Raw genomic sequence first — 22,516 nt, forward strand, 5'->3', positions numbered from 1 at the left:
AAAAACATTCGGTTCATTCAGGAGGCCAAGCTTATGAGGTCATTTTCGAAGGAAGAAAAAAGCTGGATGTGGTATGACTGGGGCCATTCCGCCTACTCCATCGTCATTTCGACGGCCGTCTTCCCGCTCTTCTACAAAGCGGCGGCTGCGGACGCCGGCGTTAGCGCCGCGAATTCTACGGCTTATCTGGGATATGCGATTGCGATTTCGACGTTTATCCTTGCCCTGCTAGGTCCGATCTTGGGCACGATTGCCGATTATCAAGGGTTCAAAAAAGCGTTTTTCGCCGGTTTCAGCATGCTCGGCATCGTCGCCACTGCGCTGCTCACGTTTATTCCGAACGACAATTGGGAACTGCTGCTCGTCTGTTATATGTTCATTGCGATTGGCTCGGCGGGCTCCAATGTGTTCTACGATGCCTTCCTCGTGGACGTCACCGACGACGAACGGATGAACAAGGTGTCCGCCCGCGGATTTGCGATCGGATATATAGGGAGTACGATTCCTTTTATCATCAGCATTGCGATCATTCTTCTTGCCGGGCAAGAGGTTCTGCCGATCTCCGTCACGGCGGCGAGCCAAATCGCATTCTTCATTACGGCACTCTGGTGGGGCGCTTTCACCCTGCCCATGCTCCGCAACGTGCGCCAGAAGCATTACTTGAACCGCGAGCCTCGCATCGTCGCGAACAGCTTCAAGCGCCTCTACGAGACTTTAAAGCAAATCAAGCAGCATCGCGCGATTTTCCTGTTCTTGCTAGCTTATTTTTTCTACATCGACGGCGTCGGGACGATCATTACGATGTCCACCGCCTATGGGACCGATCTGGGCATCGAATCGACGGATTTGCTCATCATATTGTTCGTCACGCAAGTCGTCGCTGCTCCGTTCGCGATGTTGTACGGGCGTCTGGCGGACCGGTTCTCGGGCAAAATCATGCTATACGTCGGAATCTGCGTCTATATCATCGTATGTATCTACGCGTATTTCATGAAGTCGGCGTTCGACTTCTGGGTGCTTGCGATGCTGGTCGCCACCTCGCAAGGCGGCATTCAGGCGCTTAGCCGGGCTTACTTCGCGCGGATGGTGCCGAAAGAGAACGCTAACCGGTTTTTCGGTTTTTATAATATTTTCGACAAGTTCGCTTCGGTTCTTGGCCCCCTTCTCGTCGGCGTAACCGCGCAGCTCACCGGCCACACGAGCATGGGCGTATTCAGTCTCGTCATCCTGTTCATCGTAGGTATCGTCATTCTCATGCGAGTGCCGGAGCCGGGGACGGGACAGGCGGTCGGCTTCTCGGGCGCGCATGGCGACAAGACGAGCGGGTTGAACTAGTCACCGGAGGTTTTTTAGTTGCTCTTGATCAATAAAAGGGCAGGTCTATTCAGGAGGTGGTTAAATGGATTCTCGAAAAGAAACACCTGAAGAACGAATAGAACGTTTAAGAAAAGAAGAATTAAAAAATAATCCCTTTGGTGCGTTTAGCGATGGAGTAAATCGTGCTGAATTTGGAAATTCAGCTGGATTATTGGGCGGTTTAGGATGGAAAGGAACTGGATCTATAATTTTATTATTGGTATTAGGTTATATCATTTGCAAATGACTAAATTAAAAATAATAGGGACGACAACACATTCTTCACCACTCGCTGGAGCTAAAGGATACAAGAGCTTAACGGTCGTATCGATTAACGGCGACGGCGAGCAGATCGAAATGAGATAGGGGGCAGCGGAATGCTGCATATCGAATTGCTGCCGCAAGAGATTCGCCGTTATACGGAAGGTAGCGTCGTCTCGGCGCTAAAATTGAAGCGCCGCTCGTCCGTCTACCGCATTGCGGGTTCGGACGGCGCATACTGTTTAAAAATCGCGCATGCTCGCGAACGATTACAGCGGGAAGCAGACATGTTGCGGTTTCTCGCGGGGGTCAGACTTGCGCCGCAGCCGATTTGCTTCGAGTCAGACGGGGAGCGAGAATATCTGATCTTGGAAATCGTCCCCGGACATGACGCAGCGGATAACCGTTATTTGGCGGATCCGGCCAAGCTTTGCGAAACGTTTGCGGAAAGCTTGACCCGGCTGCACAGCCTGAAGACGGAGAATTGCCCGACCGAGAATGGACTGGAGGATATGGTCCGAAGAGCGGAAGATAACTTCCGCAACGGTCGCTGCGACCGTTCGTTGCTTCGATATCTCGACTGCGCCGATCCGGCCGCCGCATTCGACGAGTTGACAGCGATTGTTCGTCATGCGGGCTGGGAAAGGGAAGTCGTAATTCACGGCGATTATTGTCTGCCGAACGTCATGCTTCATCATTGGCGGTTATCGGGTTTCATCGACGCGGGCTATGGCGGCGTCGGCGATCCGCATTACGACTTGTTCTGGGGCATGTGGTCGCTTCAGTTCAACCTGGGAGACGCTCGGTGGACGCATCGGTTTCTTGATGCGTACGGCCGGCATCTAATCGACCCTGTCCGGCAACGTCTTTGCGGGCTGGTATCAGCCTTTAACGGGTTTCGCGGACAAGATTACTACACTGCGGAATAATAATGTGATTTCTAACGGGTAAGCATATGGGTAAAGACGATTCTTAAAAGCGTTTCTTATCTACATACAATACTAGTTCTCTTCGGTTTGAAGGTGCTTTTCGGGATGGCTTCTAACCGCATGCGTTTGCCCCAACTCATAATCCAGCGTTCTACAGCATAGGCATACATAATATGAATGTAGATAGCGGTGTATCTTGTATCTTTCTTGAAAGGATCTGATGGTATTGAGGATCTACATTGCGAGTGATGGCGATACTCTCACCAACATCGCAAAAAAATATGATATCGAAATGGAACAGCTCTCCTCCCTTAATCCACATCTTACCGATCCTTATCCAGATATCACCGGCTTACAAATAAAACTTCCTTCCCGGGCACCCTTCAGCAAACCCTCGGCTCCCCTTCACGTTTGTCCAGTGGAACCGTTACCGGAGTATCTGGATCATTGGATTCCCCTTACCTCCCTGGAACAGATGGCCCGTACGCATTATGATGTGATCATTGTCGGCACAGGCGCCGGGGGCGGAGCGGTCCTTTGGCGTTTATGCGAAAAATGGGGAAAAAGCGGGAAACGAATAGGAGTTATTGAAGCCGGTGATCTTTTGCTGCCGACAAACGCCCAAAACATTGCGACTTTGGATGCCGAACGATATGTTAAATATTGGAGGAACCCTAAGTTTTGGAAAAAGATCGGGGAGTCGCAGCCTGCATGTCCGATCCCCGAATTTACAGACGCATCGTTTCCCGTGGCTTTTCAGCAGTTTTTAGCTTTAGGCGGAAGAACGTTGATTTGGAACGCGGTATCTCCCCGTATGCACCCTGCCGAAATCATGAAGTGGCCCGTTTCTTTAAAAGAAATGGATTACTACTATCGCATTGCCGAAAAAGTGATGAGTGTGACTCGAAACTACTCCCGGGGGTCATTGTTAACGCAAACGCTTATCGAACGTCTTCAGGCGCAGGGATTTCCTGAAGCCGATGACATGCCGGTAGCTGTCGATCTTGAACAAACCAAGTATGGAGAACTTCATTCGAATGTATTTTTTAGTTCGATGTTATTTCTTGCGCGAGCCTTGAATCGGCGGTCATTCGATTTAACGGTGAGAACCAGAGCCGTTCAGGTGCTGACGGAACAAGGGAGAGCGGCCGGCGTCAGGGTCATGTCTCCGGATAAAAAATCTTATGATATCTCAGCAGAAACGGTAGTTCTATCCACAAGCACGCTGGAAACTCCACGCATTTTACTGAACTCGGGGATCACAGGCGAGGCGGTCGGCCATTACCTGACCAATCATTCGAGAGTAGTTGGCAATGCAATCATAAGCCGGCTTGCATTTCCGGAAGTCTTAGGCGCACTTAGCATTTTAATACCCCAAACGGAAGAACGCCCCTATCAAATACAGATGTACGGTCCTGGTCAATATTACTGGTATCATTATAAAACAAAACCTCTGCAGCAGGAATGGGGAGTCGATTTTCAAGCATCAGGTAAGGTCGAATCGCGATATGAAAATTACGTTTCTTTGGATCCCGGGAAAAGGGATGAGTTTGGAATGCCGGAGCTGAAGGTTTGCTTCTCCTATAGTGATCGTGATCTTGAAATTATCCGCCAAATGGCTGAAGGCGTAAAACAGGCGAGTCATGCCATAAATGCTTCCTTACTTTCAAACGGCGGATCGGAAGTCTGTCTTAGACTGCCGGGTGAAGAAATACATGAGATGGGCACCTGCCGCATGGGAGATGATTCAAGCCATGCAGCAGTGAACCGCTATGGCGAAGTCTTCGGCGTATCAGGTCTTTTTGTGGCTGACAATAGTGTCATCCCCGCCAGCGGCGCGGCCAATCCAACGCTCACCACCGTCGCTTTGGCTATTCGTACAGCAGATTATATCCGGCAAAGGGATAGATGAAGAGTGAAGGAGACGGGGGTAGTCAGGGCGGCGAGATGAACGATAAGGGTGTGATTTCCATTCGGATTTATGTGGCAGACCAAAGCGATACGCTTAGAAAAATTGCTCAGAAGTTTCACATCAACCTATCGGATCTGATATCGTTAAACTACCGGATTCAAGGTCCGGATCGTCCTCTTACCGGATCTCCCGTTTATCTTCCCCTCGCCGCTTCCGAGGGGAGGGCCTATTCGGGACCCGGCTGTTCCCACGTAACTCCCGCCCCGGTTTCCGAGGGATCCTGGATACCGACAAGCTCCTTGGAGGAAATGAGTCAAACCGAATATGATGTACTTATCGTAGGCACCGGGCCGGGAGGAGGAGCGGTACTCTGGCGATTGTGCGAACAATGGAGGAACAACGGCAAGAAGATCGGTATCGTCGAAGCGGGAAATCTGCTCCTGCCGACTCATGCGCGAAATATCGAAACCATGGGCTATAAGCGTTGGTTAGACTTGGCGTATAACAGTCCGCGTTTCAAAATTCCGGTCTCCGGCACAGCTTTTCGGCAGCTCATCGCTGTCGGAGGCAGGTCATTGGTCTGGTCGGGGGTTAGTCCACGCATGTATCTCACTCCCGAGCAATGGCCGGTACCTGGGTGGGAGATGGACATGTACTACAATATCGCCGAACAAGCCATGAATGTTACAACTGGATATACCGAAGGATCCCCGATGAACCAGCTATTACTCAACCAACTTCGGAACGGCCCGTATCCCGCGGCGGTGAACGAGCCGCTGGCCGTTGATTTGGAACCGACCAGGTACGGCGAGATTCACTCTAACGTCTTTTTCAGCTCGATCTCGTTTCTCGCCGAAGCGCTGTATCGAAAGCCGTACGATTTGGCTGTGCTGGCACGCGCCGTACAAGTGGTAACCGAACAAGGGCGCGTCGCGGGCGTTCATGTGATGACACAAGATAAACGATCCTATGTCTTGAAAGCGAAAACAGTCGTCTTGAGCGCAAGCACTTTTGGAACTCCGCGCATCCTTCTCCATTCAGGGATCCGAGGGAATGCGATCGGCCATTATCTAACCAATCACTCGGCGGCCGTCGGAACAGCCAAATTCAACCGCAAGGATTATCCGTATGTATTAGGTCCGATAGGCCTATTAATTCCCGAAACCGAGAAGGTTCCTTACCAAGTGGTAGTGGAAGGACCGATCGGTTATCAGTTTTATCATGACAAACAAATCCCTTTCCAAGAAGAAATGGATTTGTTCATAGCCGGTTTCGGTACGGTTCAACCGCGGTACGAAAACAAAATCACGCTCGATCCGTGCAGACGCGACGAATACGGCATGCCTGAGCTTCGAATTCACTTTGATTATAATGAAGCGGAAAGGGCCATTCTTGGGCAGGCAGCGGAAGAGGTCAAACGGGTTTCGTCCGTGATAGGAGCCCGGCTCGTCTCTTTGGAGCTCAGAGAGCCGATCGCCGGCGACCATGAAGCCGGTACCTGCCGGATGGGCGACGATCCAGACACCTCTGCAACCGACCGGTACGGGCAAATTCATGGCGTACCAGGTCTCTATGTAGCGGATAACAGTATTTTCCCGGTTATGGGCGCGGCGAATCCGACGCTCGCGATGGTGGCTCTAGCCATACGCACGGCGGATTATATCATCCGGCAGCTCAAATAAGACCTTATTCATTTCTACTCGAAAAGAAGAAGGCCGTACGACGCGGCCTTCTTCTTCGTTTCCGATGCCTATGAGTTAGCTCTGCCTCATGACGGCTTCGATATCTGCGGCTAACTGCAGCAAAATATCCGCCTGCCCGTCGGTAATCTTCTTCCCTCTCTGCGCCTCCACGCTGTTCACGAAGGCCCGCAGCATGCTAAGCGCCGCGTGGTCGCCGCCTTTCTTAGCTTTCTCCGTGATGTTCAGCAGATTGACCGCCAGTTCCTGTTGAACGGATGATTCGATGTGCTGTCGGATATAATCGATTAATTCTTTCACCAGCTCGGCAAGCGATACGTCCTGGACGACGATCGTTACGCTCTCGCTAGCTTCCAGCTCCCCGTCACCGGCGCCCATAACGACGGTGTAGGTTCCGGATTGCGTAAAGCCCGGCGTCCATGTCAGCTTCGCGGCTGCCGAATCGAATACCGCCCCGGCTGGGAGATTGCTTGCGCTGTAAGTGACCGCATCCTCATTCGGGTCTGCCGCCTGAAGGACAAACTCCAGCTTCTTTCCTTCCTTAACCGTCTGATTCCCGGGCGGTGCCAGCACAGGTGCGGCATTCAATACGGTTACCGTTATAGTTGAGACCGAAACGTTCCCGCTGCTGTCTCTGGCAGAGAACGCGACGACGGTATCTCCTACCGGATAAAGCAACGGAGCGTCATTCGTAACCGCCACCGTGCCGTCTACCAAGTCAGCTGCAGTTGCTTCATCCAAGGTAACGGCGGTCATCTTCGCTGTTGCTGTGACGGTTTTATTAGACGGTGCCGTCACTTGAGGAGCCGTCGTATCCGTGACGGCGATGCTCTGCCGCGCCGTACTGATATTGCCGAAGCTGTCCGCCGCGGTCCAGGTTACGGTTGTCGTTCCGAGCGGAAAGTCGGCAGGCGCATCGCTGGTAACCGTTACCGGGGATTCATCGGACGCGGCCGCCGTTCCGATATCGACGGTTGTTCTAAACCCGGTCGCCTCGACGGTCAGGTCATCCGGCGGCGTGAGCACGGGCGGCATCGTATCTGGCGTTGGTGTCACAGTTGGCGTCTGACTCGGTGTTGCAGTTGGTGTTGGTGTTGGCGTTGGTGTTGGTGTTGGCGTTGGTGTTGGTGTTGGCGTCGGTGTTGGTGTTGGTGTTGGTGTCGGTGTAGCCGACGGCGACGGATTTTTCTGTATCAGCTCAAAATCGTCAAAATAAACCTCGCCCGCAGCGGAGCGTTTGTACATGAATATGGTAGCGGCTGTGTTCGCGCTTCCCGTTGTGAAGGTGTATTCCTTCCGCGTGTACTCCACATCTGTGGCTTGTACGAATACCGTCCGTTCGTAGCTGCCGAAATCCCGCACTCCGAACTCCCCGGAGCCGTCGCCCGCCGTCTTGGCCCATGCCGATAGCGTGTAGGTCGTATTCGGCGTCAACCCGGTTACCCGCTGCTCAATGCCCCCGTACCTTGTAGACAGTCTGGCCGCATACGTCCCCGTCCGCGCATTCGAATTCACGATGGCCGACTGATTAAAATGCGTGTTCCACCCCGTGAAGTCTCCGGTCTCAAACCCGGGGTTGGCTAATAAATTGTTGACGGACACCACTTGAACGGTACATATCGCCGTCTTGGCGCCGTCGGCCGTCGTCACGGTAATCACGGCTGTACCTAGTCCTGCCGCCGTTACATTCCCATTAGCATCGACAGTCGCTGCGGCAGCATTGTCCGTGCTCCAGGTTACCGCTTTATTAGCCGCATTGGCCGGCAGGACGGAAGCCGTCAGCGCGGAGGTCTCGCCAACCCTCAGGCTTAAAGCGGATTTATTCAGCGTAACCCCGCTTACAGGCACCGGTGTCGGCGTTGGCGTTGGGGTCGGCGAAGGCGGCGGTTCGATTCCTTCCGTTATAATATGGAAATAATCGAAATCCGCGGTAAGGCCCGTTCCCGCGCATACGATCAGGCCGATTTTCGGATCGGCGAGATTAGCGGTCTGCGTGGTCCATACCTGGGTGTAAGCAACGCCGTCAGCCGAATAATAGCCGCTGTAGGTGCTGCCGTATTTGACAATGCGCAGATACAATTCCGTTGACGCGATCGGATCCGCAATCTCGACATGCTCGCGAACCGAATTGATCTGCTTCGTGAATTGGATTTGATTACCGTCGCCGTACAGACGCGTCATCCGGAAATACGTGGTGTCGTCCACATAGACGATCAACCCGCCCTGCGACCATCTGGATGAAGGCTTGCCGTCCATCTTCGTCTCAATCATCCAATCCCCTTCCGGCGCGCCGGTCAGCAAAATATTTCTCGCCGTCGCCCCGCCGTCCACGATATCGCCCGCTTCGCTGACGATTCGCATCGAGCCGGGCTTTGCGCTCAGCGACCAGTTGGCGTTGTTCTCCCTGATCCAGTTCCATTGCCCGTTCAGCTCGGGCGCGTTGAACTCATCGTTCGATCCTTCCGTGAATATCGGGCCTGTCGGTCCGCCCGGCGCTGCGCTGAATTGGAACAATTCCAGGTCGTCGAAATAAACGTCCCCGCTTCCGCCGCCTTTATACAAGTAGATGAGCGCGCTTGTCTGGGTGCTGCCCGTCGTAAACGTAAGCTCTTTGCGGGTGTACCCGGTTCCGGAGATATGAACGTCTTTGGCGGTGCCGCCATAGTTTTTGACGCCGAATACCGCACCGCCGCCGCCTGCGCTTTTGCCGTAAGCATACAATTTGTAAATCGTATTCGGGTACAGACCGGTGACCGTCTGCTCCGCCCCCGCGGTAGCTCCCGTCAGCTTGGCGGCATAATTTCCGGTATGGGCATTGCCGGTTTCGATAGTGACCCCGTTGTAATGGATCGGCCAGCTGGTGAAATCCCCTGTTTCGAAGCCGGGATTTTTCAGCAGGTTCTCCTCTTGCGGAGGCTCGGGCAGCGGCGGAAGGTTGTTCGGGTCAAGCCCCGGGCCTTCGTAAGCGCCGATATTCGGCGCCGTATCCGCAGGCACCGGATTGCCGAAGTAGTCCCGGCCGCCGTTGCCCGCGATCAGCTTGCCCGCTCCGATGGCCGGAGAGGTCGAGAGCAGCTGGTAGCCGATCACGGTATCCTTGCCGATCCCGCCGGAGCCCGGCGAGGCGAGCATCGGATCTGCCGTTATTTTGTAAGGATCCGCCGGTTCGCTGGCCGGATGATTGCCGTAGAACAGATTGTTCTCGAACACATTATTGGTGCTCCCGCCGAAGCTGTATCCGCCCGAACCCAAATTATAGATGAGATTGTTGTAGAAGAACGTGTTCTTGGCGTAACCGCCCCAATTCAAATAATCGACGACCTTGGCATTCGAGTATTTGGGCAAATAGACGGTATTGTTATAAATATGCGTCGTATCCGGCGTTCCGCTGAAGTTAAACACGGCGCCGCTGTCGTTCTGGCTAATGTTGTACCGGATCGTCGTATTCGTGTTGGCGTTGCTCGCCACCGTGCCGTCATTCACGACCAGGAAAGCGCCGCCCGCATTGTTATGGCTGTAGTTGTATTGGATGACGGTGCCGTCGCTCTTGTAATCCGCGTCATAGGCCATGGCATCGCCGCCCGGCGCCGTGTTGTAAACCTCGTTAAATTGAATGACCGAATTTTTGTTCGAAAACACCCATAAAGGCACATGATAGCCGCTGGCCCTCAAATGCGTATCGTACACGACATTGTTCTCGATCAAGCCCCCGGTGCTGTCCAGGATGAAGGCGCCGTCAGCGGCGATATCGTAGATCACGTTGCCCGTTACCCGGAAGCCGGAGGAATACTGCTTCTGTGCGCCGTAGATGTAGACGCCTACGCTGTCGAGCGAATAAATTTTGCTGTTTCTAACCACGACATCCGATACGTGATAGTCCCAATTCGTTCCCCAGACGATGATCCCGCCGTTATGGGCGTAGTCGGAGGAAACCTGTCCTTTGACATGATGGATCTCCAAATTTTCAAACAGGAAATGCTTATACACCTTGGGATTGGTCCACGTTCCGCTGCTGCCGTCGACATGAATGCCCCTGCGCGCCGCCGGCGTCGCCGCGTTGTTGGTAATTTCGAGATTGCGGACCTCCCACTGCTCCTGATTGTAAAAGTATACCGCGGCGTTCGCGCCTGCTCCCGCGATCAACGGTTTAGGGCCGTCTCCATAGCTGTCGATCGTAATGGGATTCCCTTCTGTACCCGAGCCCTGGGGAGACAGCGTACCTGTCCATACGCCGCCCGTCTTGAACAAAATGCTGTCGCCCGGTTGAAACACCGTGCCGTTCACTTTCTCCAGCGTCTTCCATGCCGAGGCGGGAGCCGTTCCGGCAGACGTATCGTCCCCGTTCAGCGAGTCGATATAATATACCGTTCCCGATCCCGCTGCCGCCTGAACGGTTGCCGGTGCGGTCCCCGTCACGATGCTGGCCGCCAATACGGCGATGGCCAGAAACACGCTCATAAACCTGAATCTCTTCATTATCTTCACACAAATTGCCTCCTTTTCGTATTTGGTCTTCTATCCAAGTGAAAACGGCTCACGCCGTCCTGCCTGGCGGCACAAGTTTAACGATTCCTTTCATTCAGCGAAAAGTAACCGCTTTCAAGATCGGCCTTATTGAAGCTTCACCTTATCCCATTCATCCTGATGGACCGTAACCACCGCCTCCTCGATGAGTTTGTTCAAATAAGCGGCATAGGCATCCTCCATATAACTGGTCCAAACGACGCTCTCATTTCCCTCAAAGCCGATGTGCCCGGCCGCTTCCCTCTCGGTTATCTTAATGAGGACGTATTCGCCCTGCGCGGCTTCATGAAATGCCGGGGTGACCTGGCCGGCCTGCAGGCGGTCCTCGAGAATGGAATAAAGCGCCGGTTGCGATTTGAAATACGTGCCTGCCGTTTCGGCGTTAAATTCCTCTTCCGTATACCGGATGAGGGGCGCTTCGCCGTCATCCTCCACTTGCAAAGCCGCTTCCTCCGGCTCCATGCCTTCATCCAGGAGCAGCTTGACGGCACTCAGCCGTTCTTCGGCCGCTTGCTTGCGTTGATCGACGGTGCCGTTGCCGAACTCATCCTGCTTGTACGGAATCGAGAGCTTCTGAAACTTAATTCGGTCTTCACCCGCGAACAGCGTATCCTTCACGAGCTCATAATGCCGCTTCAGCTCCTCGTCGGTCACCTTCAGCTCATCCTCGGCCAGCTTCTCCTTCAGCCTGATCCGCAGATTGCTCATGTAATAGTTTATAAATGAGCTCTCGTCCATCCGCCCGGGACCATAGATCGGCTGATTCGCTTCTATCGCCGCTTGCCTGCGTTTGTTCTCCTTCTCCATCTCGCGGAGCAAATCGTCATAGGAGGTTCCCGCGATTAATCCCTCCCGTTTCGCCAGCTCCAATTCGGCCTTCACCTTCACCAGCTTCTCCAGCGCCATTTCCTTCGCCGTTTCTTCCGGATTCTCGCCATCGTAATCGGCTTTCCAGAAGCCGTTGCCGTATTCCGCCCCGTGCGTCCGGTGGAAGTAGTCGACGACCGAAGCCCGCTGCCGTTCCAGCTCTCTCCCGAATTCCGGCGCCGACACCGGGCTGCCGTTCACCTCGGCGACGGGAAGCCGGTCCGAAGCGGATCCTATTGAAGTTTGATAGACAACGGCACCGGCAATCAGGAGCGGCGCAAGACCGATCCCCAGCATCCCTTTCAGCTTCATCTGCATCCCTCCGCCTTCATCTTATTACAGCGCTTACATCAGGGTAAGAGATAAAGTTTTAAGATAGTATAGGAAAATGTTAAGATTCCCCGTCATATAAGCCCACGAAAAGGCCCGCTGGTTTCAGCGGGCCGAAATCAAGCTTATTGCTTCGCTTTCCGGTACCAATCATTCACTTCTTTGGTGATATCGCTCCCGCCGAGGCTTTTCCATTCCTCTACGAATTTATCGAATTCTTCAATCGGCTTTTTGTTGTAGATCATGCTGATAAACGTGTCGCCTTCCAATTTGACAAGGATGCCGCCTTTGGATTGCATCGACGGCGTATTCGCCCCCGTATAGGCTTGCGGGACGTAAATTCCCGCCTTCCAGCCGTCATCGACGATTTCCGCCGCCTTCAAATTTTCGGGAATGCCTGCCGCCGCTCGTTTCTCGGCCGGCGTTACCGGCGCTACCCCTCTGCTTAGCTTCGCGCTGGTAGCCAGTCCCGAGAAGGGATCCTTCGGCTCCATCAGCAAATATTTGGCCGGGCTTACCTTACCGCCCGGAATATCCTTCTCGTCTACAGATCTGGTTCCGTCCGCTTTGATCGTATAATCATAATCCTTGTGCCAGCCTTGCTCGAACTCGCTTCCTTCTTCCGCATTGACGAAGGTAAAGATCCGGTTCAGGTACAGGAACAACGCGTCGACGTGCTCGAAGTCCTTCTTCACCAGCATGCCGCCGCGTAAGTATGTCGTGTCGCGTGCCGCAACTTTGCCGTTCAGCGTCGGCAGGGGATAAGGCTTCATCTCCGCGCCCTCCACATTTTTCTTCAGATCGGAGGTCGGCCAGCCGCCCATCCAGTAAGGGGACATAACGATCCCGACGCGTCCTTGCGCTATTAATTCGGCCAGCTTATTCTCGTCGTGCAGGCCGGCTTCCTTCGAAAGATAACCTTTGTCGTACCAGTCTTTCAGCTTAGCGAGACCGTCCTTCATCGCCGGCAGCGTCGATCCGTGCACCAGCTCGCCGTCTTGCTCCAGCCATTGGTACGGTATGGTGCCGTAAGCTCCGAACACCCATGAGGTTTCTCCCAGCCAGCTTGTGAACGGATTCGGGGAAGAGCCGCCGGAACCGAGACTTGCACCCAGCGGGATAATATTGTCGGTGCCGCCCGGCTTCTTGTCCAGGAATGCCTTCATTAATGCTTCCAGCTCTTCAAAGGTTTTAGGGGCTTCCAGGCCAAGCTCATCGAGCCAATCCTGCCTGACCCACATGACAGCGTTGTCATTTCCGGCATTCGCGAAGTTCGGAAGCGCCATTTTCTCTCCGCCGTAAGTGACCTGGCTCCAGTTGAGCTCATTCGAGTTATAGATCTGCTTGATCTTGGGCGACGCATATTTCTCGAAATCCGCCGTAATATCTCTATATTTGCCGGATTGAATCAGTTCGTCGAGCAGCGTCATATCCTGCGTCGTCAACACGTCGGGCAGCGATTCGTTCGCCGTCAGCATCAGCCTGATCTTCGTATTGAACTGCTCGCCGGGCACCTGCCACAGGTGTTTAATGTCGATGCCCAGCTGATCGTGCGCCCATTGGGTATGGACGTTGTTCTCCATCGTTTCCCCGTTTTTGAACGTCATGGTGGAGTCGGTCGCTTTCACCGTTGTGAGCGTTACCGGCGGGTCAAACTTGAACGTCCCGTTCTGAATGGCCTCCGCGTTGTCTTCCTTCTGTTCCGAAGGCGCCTGCGTTTGTTCCGCCGGTTTGCCGGAAGCCGCCCCTCCTCCCTTATCCGGGCTGTTGGAGCAGGCTGCCGTGATGGAGAACAACAGCGAAGCCGTAAGCGCAAGCAAAGTCAGCTTCTTTCTCATATTCGTTTCAGATCCTCCCTTTTTTAAGGCTGTAATGACTGCATCCTTATCTTATTACAGCGCTAATAGCCGGGTAAGAGATAAAGTTTTAAGATGATATAGGAAATTGTTAAGGTTCAAGTGACATGCCGCTCTCTGTATTCCTGCGGGGTCACTCTGTAATAATGTTTGAACAATTTGCTGAAATAAGGCGGATTCTGGAACCCCAATTGGCTTGCGAGCTCATAGATTTTAATATCCGTCGTGCGGAGCAGCACACCCGCTTTCTCCATCCGGTAGCGCATAATGAAGTCGCTGATATTCTCCTTCGTCTCCTGCTTGTACAGCGAGGACAAATAAACCGGGTGCAGGCCGACGTGATCGGCTATCGTCTGGAGCGATACATCATCGGCGATGCGCTCTTCGATAAAACGGTGAATTCGAGAGATCAGCTGGTTTTTGCCGTCCTTGCTTTCACGGATACTCCCCGCCTCCATTCCCGCAAGCGCTTTGTCCGCCCATTCCATTACCCGTTCCGGCAGGCTGAACGTCCTCGGATCCGCCGTCATGTCCGCCTCCCAGCCCGACAGCTCGAGCAGCGTCTTGCCCTGCAGGTGGGCGATGTAATAAAAGGCGTTCATCAGCGTATAGACCACTTCCGTCATATGCTCTTCGGTGTCGAGCTTCTTGCTTCTCATTTCCTCGAACACGTCGCCTATTTTCTTCCGGGCATCTGCCCATCGTCCGGCTTCCAGCAGCTGCTGAAAACCGGGCGGGCTGTACAAAGCGTCCAGCGAACGGGACTGCGTCCGCGGCTCCACGGAACGGATGATGACTCCCCGGTCGCTCCGGGGGACCTTCCGGAATTCATTCAATGATTTGCGGTAGAGATCCGCAAGCTCCTTCGGGAAGAGGCCCCGTCCGCTGATCAGCACGGATAAATGCCCTTTCAGCAGAACGGTTATTTTCAACTGCAAATCATGGGCCGCTTTATCCAAAGCTTTGTCGATCCCCCTATGCGCTGAACCGCCCTTCTCTTTGTCCTGCAGAAGAATACAGAGATAACCGAATGAATCCTTGCAGGTCCAGACATTATAATCCGCTTCCACTATTTCGCATGCGATATTGCGGACGGCGAAATCATACAGCATGGCATCCGCCGCCGATTGTCCGAATCCTTCCTCCAGCCGGAGCAGCATCAGCGAGCAAGCCGCTCCGGCCTCAATAGGCAATCCGTACTCGTTCAGCTTCCCGGCCAATTCGGGTACTGGTATCGGGGCGCCCGACAGCAGCTCATGCAATAAATTCGCCTTTAATAACGGCAAGTGTTCGTGAAAGGTCTGCCTGGCCCGCCCGAGGGAACCTACCTCCTCCCACTCCTGCAAAATAAACGTCCGGACTCGGGAAACCTCCTCCATCAGCTCTTCGTCCTTGACCGGCTTAAGCAGATAGCTTACCGTACCGTACATAATCGCCTGACGCGCATATTCGAACTCTCCATAGCCTGACAGCAGAATCGACTTCGTGCGCGGGTAATGCTCGCGGATATGCTTGCACAGCTGCAATCCGTCCATTCCCGGCATCCGGATATCCGTCACGACGATATCGATCGGAGTGTTCTTCAATATTTCCGCCGCCTCCAGGCCAGACGCCGCCCGATAGACTTCTCCGATCCCGATGCCGGCCCAATCGTTCGCGACCATGCTTTGCAAAATAACCGGCTCATCATCAACTAGCAATAGCTGCAGCATCGTCATCTCTCCTCTCCGACTTCCAACGAAGCGCGACGCATAGGCCGGACAGCCGCTTCGACGGCTCGATGGAAATGCCCGCGCCGTCGCCGAACCTCTGCTTTAACCGTTGATGGACGTTCCAAAGCCCGCACCCGGTATGTTCATCCATCGGCTGATTCAGGCGGCGCATATAGGCCTCTATTTCGGGCCCGGTCATCCCTCCACCGCTGTCTTCGATCCGGAGAACCGTCCAGCCGGACTCGCGATGGCCCGTGACAAGAACGGTTCCCCTTCCCGGTGTCGGTTCGATGCCGTGCATAACCGCATTTTCTACGACCGGCTGCAAAATCAGCCTCATCACAGGCTCGTCCATCAGGTCCGAAGGGATATCGATATTAAAGTCGATCCGCTCAAGCCGGTACGAATAAATTTGCAAGTAATGACGCACCAGGTCGGCCTCCTCCTTCAATAGCGGCATTTGATTCTCCACGCGCGTCGTATAGCGGTAATATCCGCCCAGATGGTAAGCCATTTCCTTAATCGTGTCCGTATGCCCGACTTTGGCGCAGCCCGCAATGAAAGACAAGCAGTTGTACAGGAAATGCGGGTTAATCTGCGACTGCAGCTGCTTTAGCGTGGCAAGCCGGGAGCGGTTCTGTTCCTCGTACACATTTTGGATCAAATGCTGAATTTCTTTCCCCATATCGTTGAAACGCTGCAGCATATAATCGAATTCATTATGGAACCGCTTACCGATCCGGTATGAATAATCCCCCATTTCAAAATGCTTCAGTCCTTTGATAATAAACGAAATCGGCTTTTGCACATGAAGATACAGCAGCCAGGAGGCTGCGAAGCCAAGTATGATCAGCGCCAGCATACTGATATAGAACAAATTCCGGCTCTCGATAATCGGTGCGTGGAACACGTTCAGCGGAACGTAATCGATCAGCCAGGCGTCGAGCCCCGGGAGCCAGACGTAGCTCACATAGGCTTGCTGCCCGTCCATCTTCATGCTGCGGTGTCCGGTTTCGCTCAACCCCTCCTTCATCAGGACAACGCCCGCTGCCTCGTACCCCGCATCGCCCGCCGCGGAATTCGAAATGACTCTGCCGGAGCTTGTCAGCAGGAAGCTGTTGCCTGGGCTCTCAAGCTTGTAATGCTGCAGCATCTTACGGATATTGTCGAGACCGAACCTTACTTCAAACACCGCGTTAACCGTCAGGGAGCCGTTTTTCGAAAAATAAGGGTCCCATATAAACAGCTGGTAATACGGCGTCTCACCAGCATTGCCCGGCTGAAAGCGCCACTTCCCGTTGTCGGCCGCATCCAGGTCGCTTTCGTTGTAGCTATCGTTCGGATTGGTCGAAATGCGGGTTGCGATATCGGGCAAATAGACGGACAGCGAGTTGGTCCAGTTGCTGGAGAAGCTTTGGAGATACAGCTTTTCTTTCACCTGCGTTTGAAAATCGATCATCCCGTAATAGTCTTTGGTCAATAGGCTCCGCTGCAGATCCAGGATGGACGAATCGCGCGCGAGCACGCTGGAGGAGAAGGACAGGCGTTCGGCATTCGATTCGATCTGGCTTTTGAGAAACAAGAGCTGGCTCTCGTTATATTCGGACATCTGTTTGTCGATCACCTCGAAGCTGGTCCTGCTGAAATAGGTGTACAGGATAACGGCGGGGATTAACAAAATAAGGATAACAAGGTTGATTTTCAGAAAAATGGGCCTGTTCCGCTTCACCGGCAATAACCTCCCTTAAAATATTGACAGCTACCTTGAATATGTATTCTACACAAAAAAACGCTTCCAACTTAGAATGAATGATATGACATCATACACCGAAGCGGAAGACCTCACGGTATGAAGCTAACGAAGCAGCTTTCGATGGCGCGAAAGCCCGAAGGAGGAAATCGAATGAAGAATACGGCCATTATATCACCATCCAAAGCGCCGGCAAGACTCAACGTGAAAAAAAAGCAGCATTTCCGCAAAACGTGGAGACTGCATCTGATGCTGCTCCCCGCCGTGCTGGCCGCGCTTGTGTTCAAATACGCCCCCATGCCGGGAATTATGATGGCGTTCGAGAATTTCAAGCCCTGGCTCGGGATCACCGGCTCCGAATGGGTCGGCTGGGACAACTTCCGGCTGATCTTCACCATGCACGGCTCCGTGCAAGTCATCTGGAACACCTTAATCATTTCCGTGCTGAAAATCATATTCGGTCTGGCCGTGCCGGTCACGTTCGCGCTGCTGCTTAACGAAATCCGCCATATGGGATTAAAGCGGTCGATTCAGACATTCGTATATTTGCCCCATTTCATGTCGTGGGTCATATTAGGCGGAATATTGCTGGATGTGCTTTCTCTGGAGGGTATCGTCAACCGGCTGTTCACCGCGCTTCATCTGGAGCCGGTCATGTTCCTCGGAGACGCGAGCTGGTTCCGGACAACCGTTATTGTGAGCGATTTGTGGAAGGAGTTCGGCTTCTCCGCCATCGTCTTCCTCGCCGCGCTGTCCGGCATTAATCCGGAGCTTTACGAAGCATCCGAAATCGACGGGGCCGGAAGATGGAAGCAAACCGTCTATATCACGCTGCCGTCGCTGCTTCCGATCATGGTCGTCGTATTCACCCTGTCGCTGGGCAATATGCTGAACGCGAACTTCGACCAAATCTATAACCTGATTAATCCGCTGGTTCTGGAGAAGGGCGATATTATCGATACGTTCGTATTCCGCAACTTCCAGGACGGGCAATACAGCCTGGCTGCCGCCGTCGGCTTATTTAAATCAGCGGTCGGATTCGTCCTGATCAGCGCCGGCTATTACTGTGCTTACAAGTGGACCAACTATCGCGTGTTTTAAATGAATATCCTGTGGAGGTCATCCCATGTATTATAAAAATCCGTCTTACAAAGCGTTTTATTACAGCAACGTAACTGTTCTCCTGTTGGTGTCGCTGCTATGCATTTTGCCGATGCTGCATATTTTCGCCGTTTCCCTCAGCGGCAAATCCGCGGCCGAAGCGAATCTGGTCACGTTCTTCCCGATCGGTTTCAACCTGGAAAGCTATGCGAAAACGTTCGAGAACGACAACTTCATCCGCGCCATCCAAATCTCGGTCCTGCGAACCGTGATCGGCACGGCGCTTGCCATGACCGTAACCGTCCTGGCCGCCTTTCCTCTGTCCAGGAGCAGCATCGACTTCAAGCCGCGCAACCTGTACGTGTGGTTCTTCCTGATCATCATGATATTCGACGCGGGACTGATCCCTCATTACCTGTTGAATCAGAAGATCGGGCTGGTCGGCTCGTTCTGGGTTTACATTTTGCCGCATCTGCTTAACGTTTGGAATATCATCCTGATGATGAACTTTTTCCGGGCGCTCCCGAAGGAGCTCGATGAGGCGGCCATTATGGACGGGGCGTCCTCCTTCCGGATTCTCACGTCGATTTATTTGCCGATTTCCATGCCGGCCATCGCGACCCTTTCCTTGTTCGCCATGGTCGGGCAGTGGAACAACTGGTTCGACGGCATGTTATACATGCGGTCTCCGGATCAGTGGCCGCTGGCTACGCTGCTGCAGACCATCGTCGTCGCGCTGGATTTGAGCAAAACCGGCATCAATTTCGAGGATCTGGAAATGCTGTCAAACCGCAGCGTCAAAGCCGCTCAGATCTTTATCGCCATGCTTCCGATTCTGGCCGTCTATCCGTTCCTGCAGCGCTTTTTTGTCAAAGGCATCGTGCTCGGGTCGGTGAAGGAGTAGCCGGTATTGCAAAGTTGCAAGAAGTCAAAAGGCCGCCCGAGGGCGGCCTTCGTTTCGTGAGTGACTTATTTCTTCAGCAAGTTCTGTACCGTCTTGTCAAATGATTCGAGCAGCTGTTCCTTGTTCATCTTGCCGCTAACGTACGCTTGCATGGAAGCGCCGAACTCTTGCGTGCTTCCGTCCGGCAGCATCGCCCATATCCAAGGAAGCGTCTTGCCGGCATTGCTGTACTCGGAGATGGAAGCTGCGATGTCGCCCAATTTCTCCGACGTGAACGGAATGTTATTGAAAGCCGGAATGAACTTAAACTCGTCTACAATGTAGCGTTTGCCTGCATCGGAAGTAACCATCCAGTTCAAGAAATCCTTCGCTTCTTGTTTCACTCCGGATTTGTTGTTGACCACCCAGTTGGATGGAACGCCAACGAAAATTTTATCGTTCATCGCGGCGTCGTCGTTGATCGGCATGGGAAGGATGCCGAGGTCAAGATCCGGGTTCACGCCGTCTATCTGGACTTGCGTCCAGTTGCCTTGCTGCATCATCGCCGCGCCGCCCGCTGCGAATTCCGTCACTTGCGTATTGTAGTCCGTCGTAAGCGGGTTCTTCTGTCCGAATTCTATCGTTGTATCCAAGAGGTTGACCCATTCTTGGAAAATCGGGTTGCTTGCGAACGTTTGCGATCCGTCCTTGATGCCTTTGACAAACGCCGTTGGATCAGGCTGATTGGCAAGAGCGACGTTAAAGTTGTGAATGCCGAGGATCCACCATTCGCCGTAGCCGTTCTCGAACGGCGTAATGCCTGCGCCTTTCAGCTTCTGCGCCGCATCGCGAAGTCCGCTGAGCGTGTTCGGCACTTCCGTAATGCCTGCTTTTTCAAATAACGCTTTATTATAGAGATAGCCATAGCCTTCCGTATTCATCGGCATGCCAAGCAGCTTGCCGTCGAGCGTGATTTGTTGCTTTGTCGCGTCGATGAGGTTCGCGGCCCATGGCTCGTTCGACAGGTCTTCCATCTTTTCCTGCCATACGACCGCATCGTTCCAACCGCCGTTATTGAATATATCCGGTTCGTCGCCGGACGCGAATTTCGCTTTCAGCGCCGCGCCGTAGTCCGCGCCGCCGCCGACGGTTTCGATCTTGAGATCGATGTTCGGAAAGGCTTCTTCATATTCTTTCTCCATGCGGGATAACGCGTCCGCGATTTCCACTTTAAATTGGAAGATCTTTACGACCTTCTTCTCTCCGTTTGCCGCCGGCGGTTTCTCGGTTGTATTCGCATCATTCTGCGCGCCTTGATCGTTGTTTTTGACATTGCCCCCGCAAGCTGTTAGTACCGAGAATGTAAGTGTCAAGCTCATCATGATTAACGCTAATTTCTTTGTCATGTGGACCTCCCAAATAATGTAGTTTTTATATGGATGCCTTTGCACGCCCCATTACATAAGTCTGCATGCAAGGGCAAAACCAATAGGATTGACCTCTTAGGCGGAACATTTCAGCCTTTAACGGAGCCTGCCGTGATTCCCTCGATGATATGCCGCTGCATGAAGAGGAAGAAGATCACGATCGGCGTGACGCCTAACACCAAGCCGGCCAGAGCCAAATCCCATTGCTTCGTATACTGTGCGAAAAAAGCGCTCGTAGCGAGCGGGATCGTTCGCAGGCTGGCATCGGGTATGACGAGCGACGGCAAGAGAAAATCGTTCCAGATCCATAAGCTGTTTAAAAGAATGATCGTGACTGTCATGGGCTTAAGCAGCGGAAACACAATCCGCCAGAATACGCCGTATGGCGATGCGCCGTCTACGATCGCGGCTTCCTCGATCTCAAGCGGTATCGCCTTCACGAAGCCGTGGAAGAGAAACGCAGCAAGCGAGATGCCGAAGCCGAAGTAGCAAATAATTAAGCCCGGCAGCGAGTTCAACAACCCCGCTACATTCGCTACTTTCACAAGCGGTATCATGATGGACTGGAACGGGATGACCATCGCCGCAACGAACAAACCGAAGATCAGATTGTTGATCTTGTTTGGATGCCTTACCAAGCGGTAAGCGGCCATCGAGCTGAATACGGCGATGCCCAGGTTGGCGAACACCGTGACGATCAGCGAATTCAGGAATGCCTTCGGGTAGTTGATAACGTTCCAGACTTTCGGATAATTCGTCCAGACAAATTCCTTCGGCAGTCCCGCCGAGTTCATCAGCAGATCCGCGAAGCTCTTGACCGAGTTGACGAGAACGAAGTAGAACGGAACCAGAAATAACAAAGCCAACAGTATGGCAGCAATTTCGATCACTAATGTACGTAATGTATATCCCCGCGCTGCACCCATTAGGCTTGAACCTCCTTTCGCTTCGTAATCACGACTTGAATCAGCGTGATCGTCGCCACAACCAGGAAGAAGATGAGCGCTTTCGCCGCGCCGAGACCCATGCGGTTGTTCGTGAAAGCTTCAAAGTAAATATCCATCGTAACGGGCTCCGTCGATTTATAAGGACCGCCGCGCGTCAGTGAATACACGACATCGAACACCTTGAAGGAGTTGGAGATGGTCAAGAATAAGCACACGGTAACGGCCGGCATAATAAGGGGAACGATAATATTTTTCAGCTTTTGCAAAAAATTCGCTCCGTCGATATCTGCGGCTTCTATTAATTCGTTCGGTATATTAATCAGCCCGGCGATATAAATGACCATTAAGTAGCCGGCGCCCTGCCAGACGCTGACGATCACGATGCCCCAAAATCCGGTCTGCGCGTCGCCAAGCCAAGGAAGGTTGAAAAATCCGATGCCCGTTGCCTCTCCGACCGCGGAAAATCCCTTCGTAAAGATGAACTGCCAGATAAAGCCGAGCAGCAATCCCCCGATTACGTTAGGCAGGAAAAAAATCGTCCGGAGGGCGTTCCTTGTACGGATTTGCCTTGTTAACAGCAGCGCCAGGCCGAAGCCTACCGCATTCGTCAGCAACACCGCCGTGACCGTAAACTTCACGGTGAAGCCAAATGCGTTGGCAAAATTCGCGTCGTCCGTAAAGATTTTAATAAAGTTATCCAATCCGACCCACGTCACTTCATTCGAAACGCCGTTCCAATTCGTAAAGGAGTAGTACATCCCCATGACGAACGGAATCAGCACGATCAAAACAAAGAAAAAAAGAGCCGGTCCGACAAAATAAAGTTGTTGTACCCATTCGCTTAATTTTTTTCGTCGAGTTTGAATCATCTGTTCATTTGCTCCTCTCGTTCTTCTATCCCTTCGAAACTTGACTGTTGTTGTAGTATACAAGCACAAGAATTGACTGTACACTGAGAGAA

At 53.1% G+C, this 22,516-nt stretch carries 15 protein-coding genes; 7 read left to right on the forward strand and 8 right to left on the reverse strand.

The genetic code is table 11. From position 1 onward, the window contains the following. Positions 1–33: 33 nt before the first annotated feature. The 5 genes from H581_RS33140 to H581_RS0105285 all read left to right on the forward strand — a co-directional run bounded on the left by H581_RS33140 (position 34) and on the right by H581_RS0105285 (position 6,140). Positions 34–1,335, forward strand: coding sequence for an MFS transporter (locus H581_RS33140; RefSeq protein ID WP_051250476.1), 1,302 nt, complete (start codon positions 34–36; stop codon positions 1,333–1,335). A 64-nt stretch (positions 1,336–1,399) separates the two neighbouring features. Further along, the gene (locus H581_RS0105270) at positions 1,400–1,603 is read left to right on the forward strand and encodes a DUF6366 family protein (RefSeq protein ID WP_028609107.1); all 204 of its coding nucleotides are present in this window, start codon (positions 1,400–1,402) and stop codon (positions 1,601–1,603) included. A gap of 130 nt (positions 1,604–1,733) precedes the next feature. Next, the gene (locus H581_RS0105275) at positions 1,734–2,546 is read left to right on the forward strand and encodes an aminoglycoside 3'-phosphotransferase (RefSeq protein WP_028609108.1); all 813 of its coding nucleotides are present in this window, start codon (positions 1,734–1,736) and stop codon (positions 2,544–2,546) included. Positions 2,547–2,766: 220 nt separating this feature from the next. Further along, positions 2,767–4,458 carry a GMC oxidoreductase gene (locus H581_RS0105280; protein WP_036717823.1) on the forward strand — a complete coding sequence of 564 codons (1,692 nt, stop codon included), beginning with the start codon at positions 2,767–2,769 and terminating at the stop codon, positions 4,456–4,458. Continuing rightward, positions 4,455–6,140 carry a GMC oxidoreductase gene (locus H581_RS0105285; protein WP_084134473.1) on the forward strand — a complete coding sequence of 562 codons (1,686 nt, stop codon included), beginning with the start codon at positions 4,455–4,457 and terminating at the stop codon, positions 6,138–6,140. The genes H581_RS0105280 and H581_RS0105285 overlap by 4 nt, the downstream gene beginning before the upstream one ends. A 75-nt stretch (positions 6,141–6,215) precedes the next feature. On the opposite strand, the gene H581_RS36270 is transcribed toward H581_RS0105285, so the two are convergent. The 5 genes from H581_RS36270 to H581_RS33150 form a co-directional block, all read right to left on the reverse strand. Then, the gene (locus H581_RS36270; protein WP_245599932.1) at positions 6,216–10,634 is read right to left on the reverse strand and encodes a beta-xylosidase family glycoside hydrolase; all 4,419 of its coding nucleotides are present in this window, start codon (positions 10,632–10,634) and stop codon (positions 6,216–6,218) included. Positions 10,635–10,769: 135 nt separating this feature from the next. Next, positions 10,770–11,861 (reverse strand): SurA N-terminal domain-containing protein, encoded by a 1,092-nt coding sequence (locus tag H581_RS0105295; RefSeq protein WP_028609112.1) that lies wholly within the window; start codon positions 11,859–11,861, stop codon positions 10,770–10,772. A 143-nt stretch (positions 11,862–12,004) separates the two neighbouring features. After that, complete coding sequence (locus H581_RS0105300) at positions 12,005–13,717, reverse strand: type 2 periplasmic-binding domain-containing protein (protein WP_028609113.1); 1,713 nt, start codon at positions 13,715–13,717, stop codon at positions 12,005–12,007. A 116-nt stretch (positions 13,718–13,833) separates the two neighbouring features. Further along, positions 13,834–15,447, reverse strand: a complete 1,614-nt coding sequence (locus tag H581_RS0105305) for a response regulator (protein ID WP_028609114.1) — start codon at positions 15,445–15,447, stop codon at positions 13,834–13,836. Continuing rightward, positions 15,425–17,176, reverse strand: a complete 1,752-nt coding sequence (locus H581_RS33150) for a cache domain-containing sensor histidine kinase (protein WP_036717830.1) — start codon at positions 17,174–17,176, stop codon at positions 15,425–15,427. The genes H581_RS0105305 and H581_RS33150 overlap by 23 nt, the downstream gene beginning before the upstream one ends. A gap of 174 nt (positions 17,177–17,350) precedes the next feature. On the opposite strand from H581_RS33150, the gene H581_RS0105315 reads away from it, so the two are divergent. Both H581_RS0105315 and H581_RS0105320 read left to right on the forward strand, forming a co-directional pair. Further along, positions 17,351–18,298, forward strand: a complete 948-nt coding sequence (locus H581_RS0105315; protein WP_084134475.1) for an ABC transporter permease — start codon at positions 17,351–17,353, stop codon at positions 18,296–18,298. 25 nt (positions 18,299–18,323) lie between these two features. Next, the gene (locus H581_RS0105320) at positions 18,324–19,202 is read left to right on the forward strand and encodes a carbohydrate ABC transporter permease (RefSeq protein WP_028609116.1); all 879 of its coding nucleotides are present in this window, start codon (positions 18,324–18,326) and stop codon (positions 19,200–19,202) included. Positions 19,203–19,267: 65 nt separating this feature from the next. Here the strand turns inward: H581_RS0105320 and H581_RS0105325 are convergent, their stop codons facing one another. From H581_RS0105325 to H581_RS0105335, 3 genes are all read right to left on the reverse strand, one after another. Then, positions 19,268–20,587 carry an ABC transporter substrate-binding protein gene (locus tag H581_RS0105325; protein WP_028609117.1) on the reverse strand — a complete coding sequence of 440 codons (1,320 nt, stop codon included), beginning with the start codon at positions 20,585–20,587 and terminating at the stop codon, positions 19,268–19,270. 110 nt (positions 20,588–20,697) lie between these two features. Beyond that, positions 20,698–21,534 carry a carbohydrate ABC transporter permease gene (locus H581_RS0105330; RefSeq protein WP_028609118.1) on the reverse strand — a complete coding sequence of 279 codons (837 nt, stop codon included), beginning with the start codon at positions 21,532–21,534 and terminating at the stop codon, positions 20,698–20,700. After that, positions 21,534–22,424, reverse strand: a complete 891-nt coding sequence (locus H581_RS0105335) for a carbohydrate ABC transporter permease (protein WP_036717834.1) — start codon at positions 22,422–22,424, stop codon at positions 21,534–21,536. Before H581_RS0105335 ends, H581_RS0105330 begins: the two co-directional genes overlap by 1 nt. Between the last annotated feature and the right edge of the window lie 92 nt (positions 22,425–22,516).

It is taken from the genome of Paenibacillus harenae DSM 16969 (genome assembly GCF_000422465.1).
GTDB lineage: Bacteria > Bacillota > Bacilli > Paenibacillales > Paenibacillaceae > Pristimantibacillus > Pristimantibacillus harenae.

Bases quoted from the DNA above. Each gene is read 5' to 3' on its own strand.
- H581_RS36270 (WP_245599932.1), bottom strand. From the start codon at position 10,634: ATGAAGAGATTCAGGTTTATGAGCGTGTTTCTGGCCATCGCCGTATTG.
- H581_RS33140 (WP_051250476.1), top strand. From the start codon at position 34: ATGAGGTCATTTTCGAAGGAAGAAAAAAGCTGGATGTGGTATGACTGG.
- H581_RS0105320 (WP_028609116.1), top strand. From the start codon at position 18,324: ATGTATTATAAAAATCCGTCTTACAAAGCGTTTTATTACAGCAACGTA.
- H581_RS0105275 (WP_028609108.1), top strand. From the start codon at position 1,734: ATGCTGCATATCGAATTGCTGCCGCAAGAGATTCGCCGTTATACGGAA.
- H581_RS0105315 (WP_084134475.1), top strand. From the start codon at position 17,351: ATGAAGAATACGGCCATTATATCACCATCCAAAGCGCCGGCAAGACTC.
- H581_RS0105305 (WP_028609114.1), bottom strand. From the start codon at position 15,447: ATGCTGCAGCTATTGCTAGTTGATGATGAGCCGGTTATTTTGCAAAGC.
- H581_RS0105330 (WP_028609118.1), bottom strand. From the start codon at position 21,534: ATGGGTGCAGCGCGGGGATATACATTACGTACATTAGTGATCGAAATT.
- H581_RS0105325 (WP_028609117.1), bottom strand. From the start codon at position 20,587: ATGACAAAGAAATTAGCGTTAATCATGATGAGCTTGACACTTACATTC.
- H581_RS0105335 (WP_036717834.1), bottom strand. From the start codon at position 22,424: ATGATTCAAACTCGACGAAAAAAATTAAGCGAATGGGTACAACAACTT.
- H581_RS0105285 (WP_084134473.1), top strand. From the start codon at position 4,455: ATGAAGAGTGAAGGAGACGGGGGTAGTCAGGGCGGCGAGATGAACGAT.
- H581_RS0105300 (WP_028609113.1), bottom strand. From the start codon at position 13,717: ATGAGAAAGAAGCTGACTTTGCTTGCGCTTACGGCTTCGCTGTTGTTC.
- H581_RS0105280 (WP_036717823.1), top strand. From the start codon at position 2,767: ATGGTATTGAGGATCTACATTGCGAGTGATGGCGATACTCTCACCAAC.
- H581_RS0105270 (WP_028609107.1), top strand. From the start codon at position 1,400: ATGGATTCTCGAAAAGAAACACCTGAAGAACGAATAGAACGTTTAAGA.
- H581_RS0105295 (WP_028609112.1), bottom strand. From the start codon at position 11,861: ATGAAGCTGAAAGGGATGCTGGGGATCGGTCTTGCGCCGCTCCTGATT.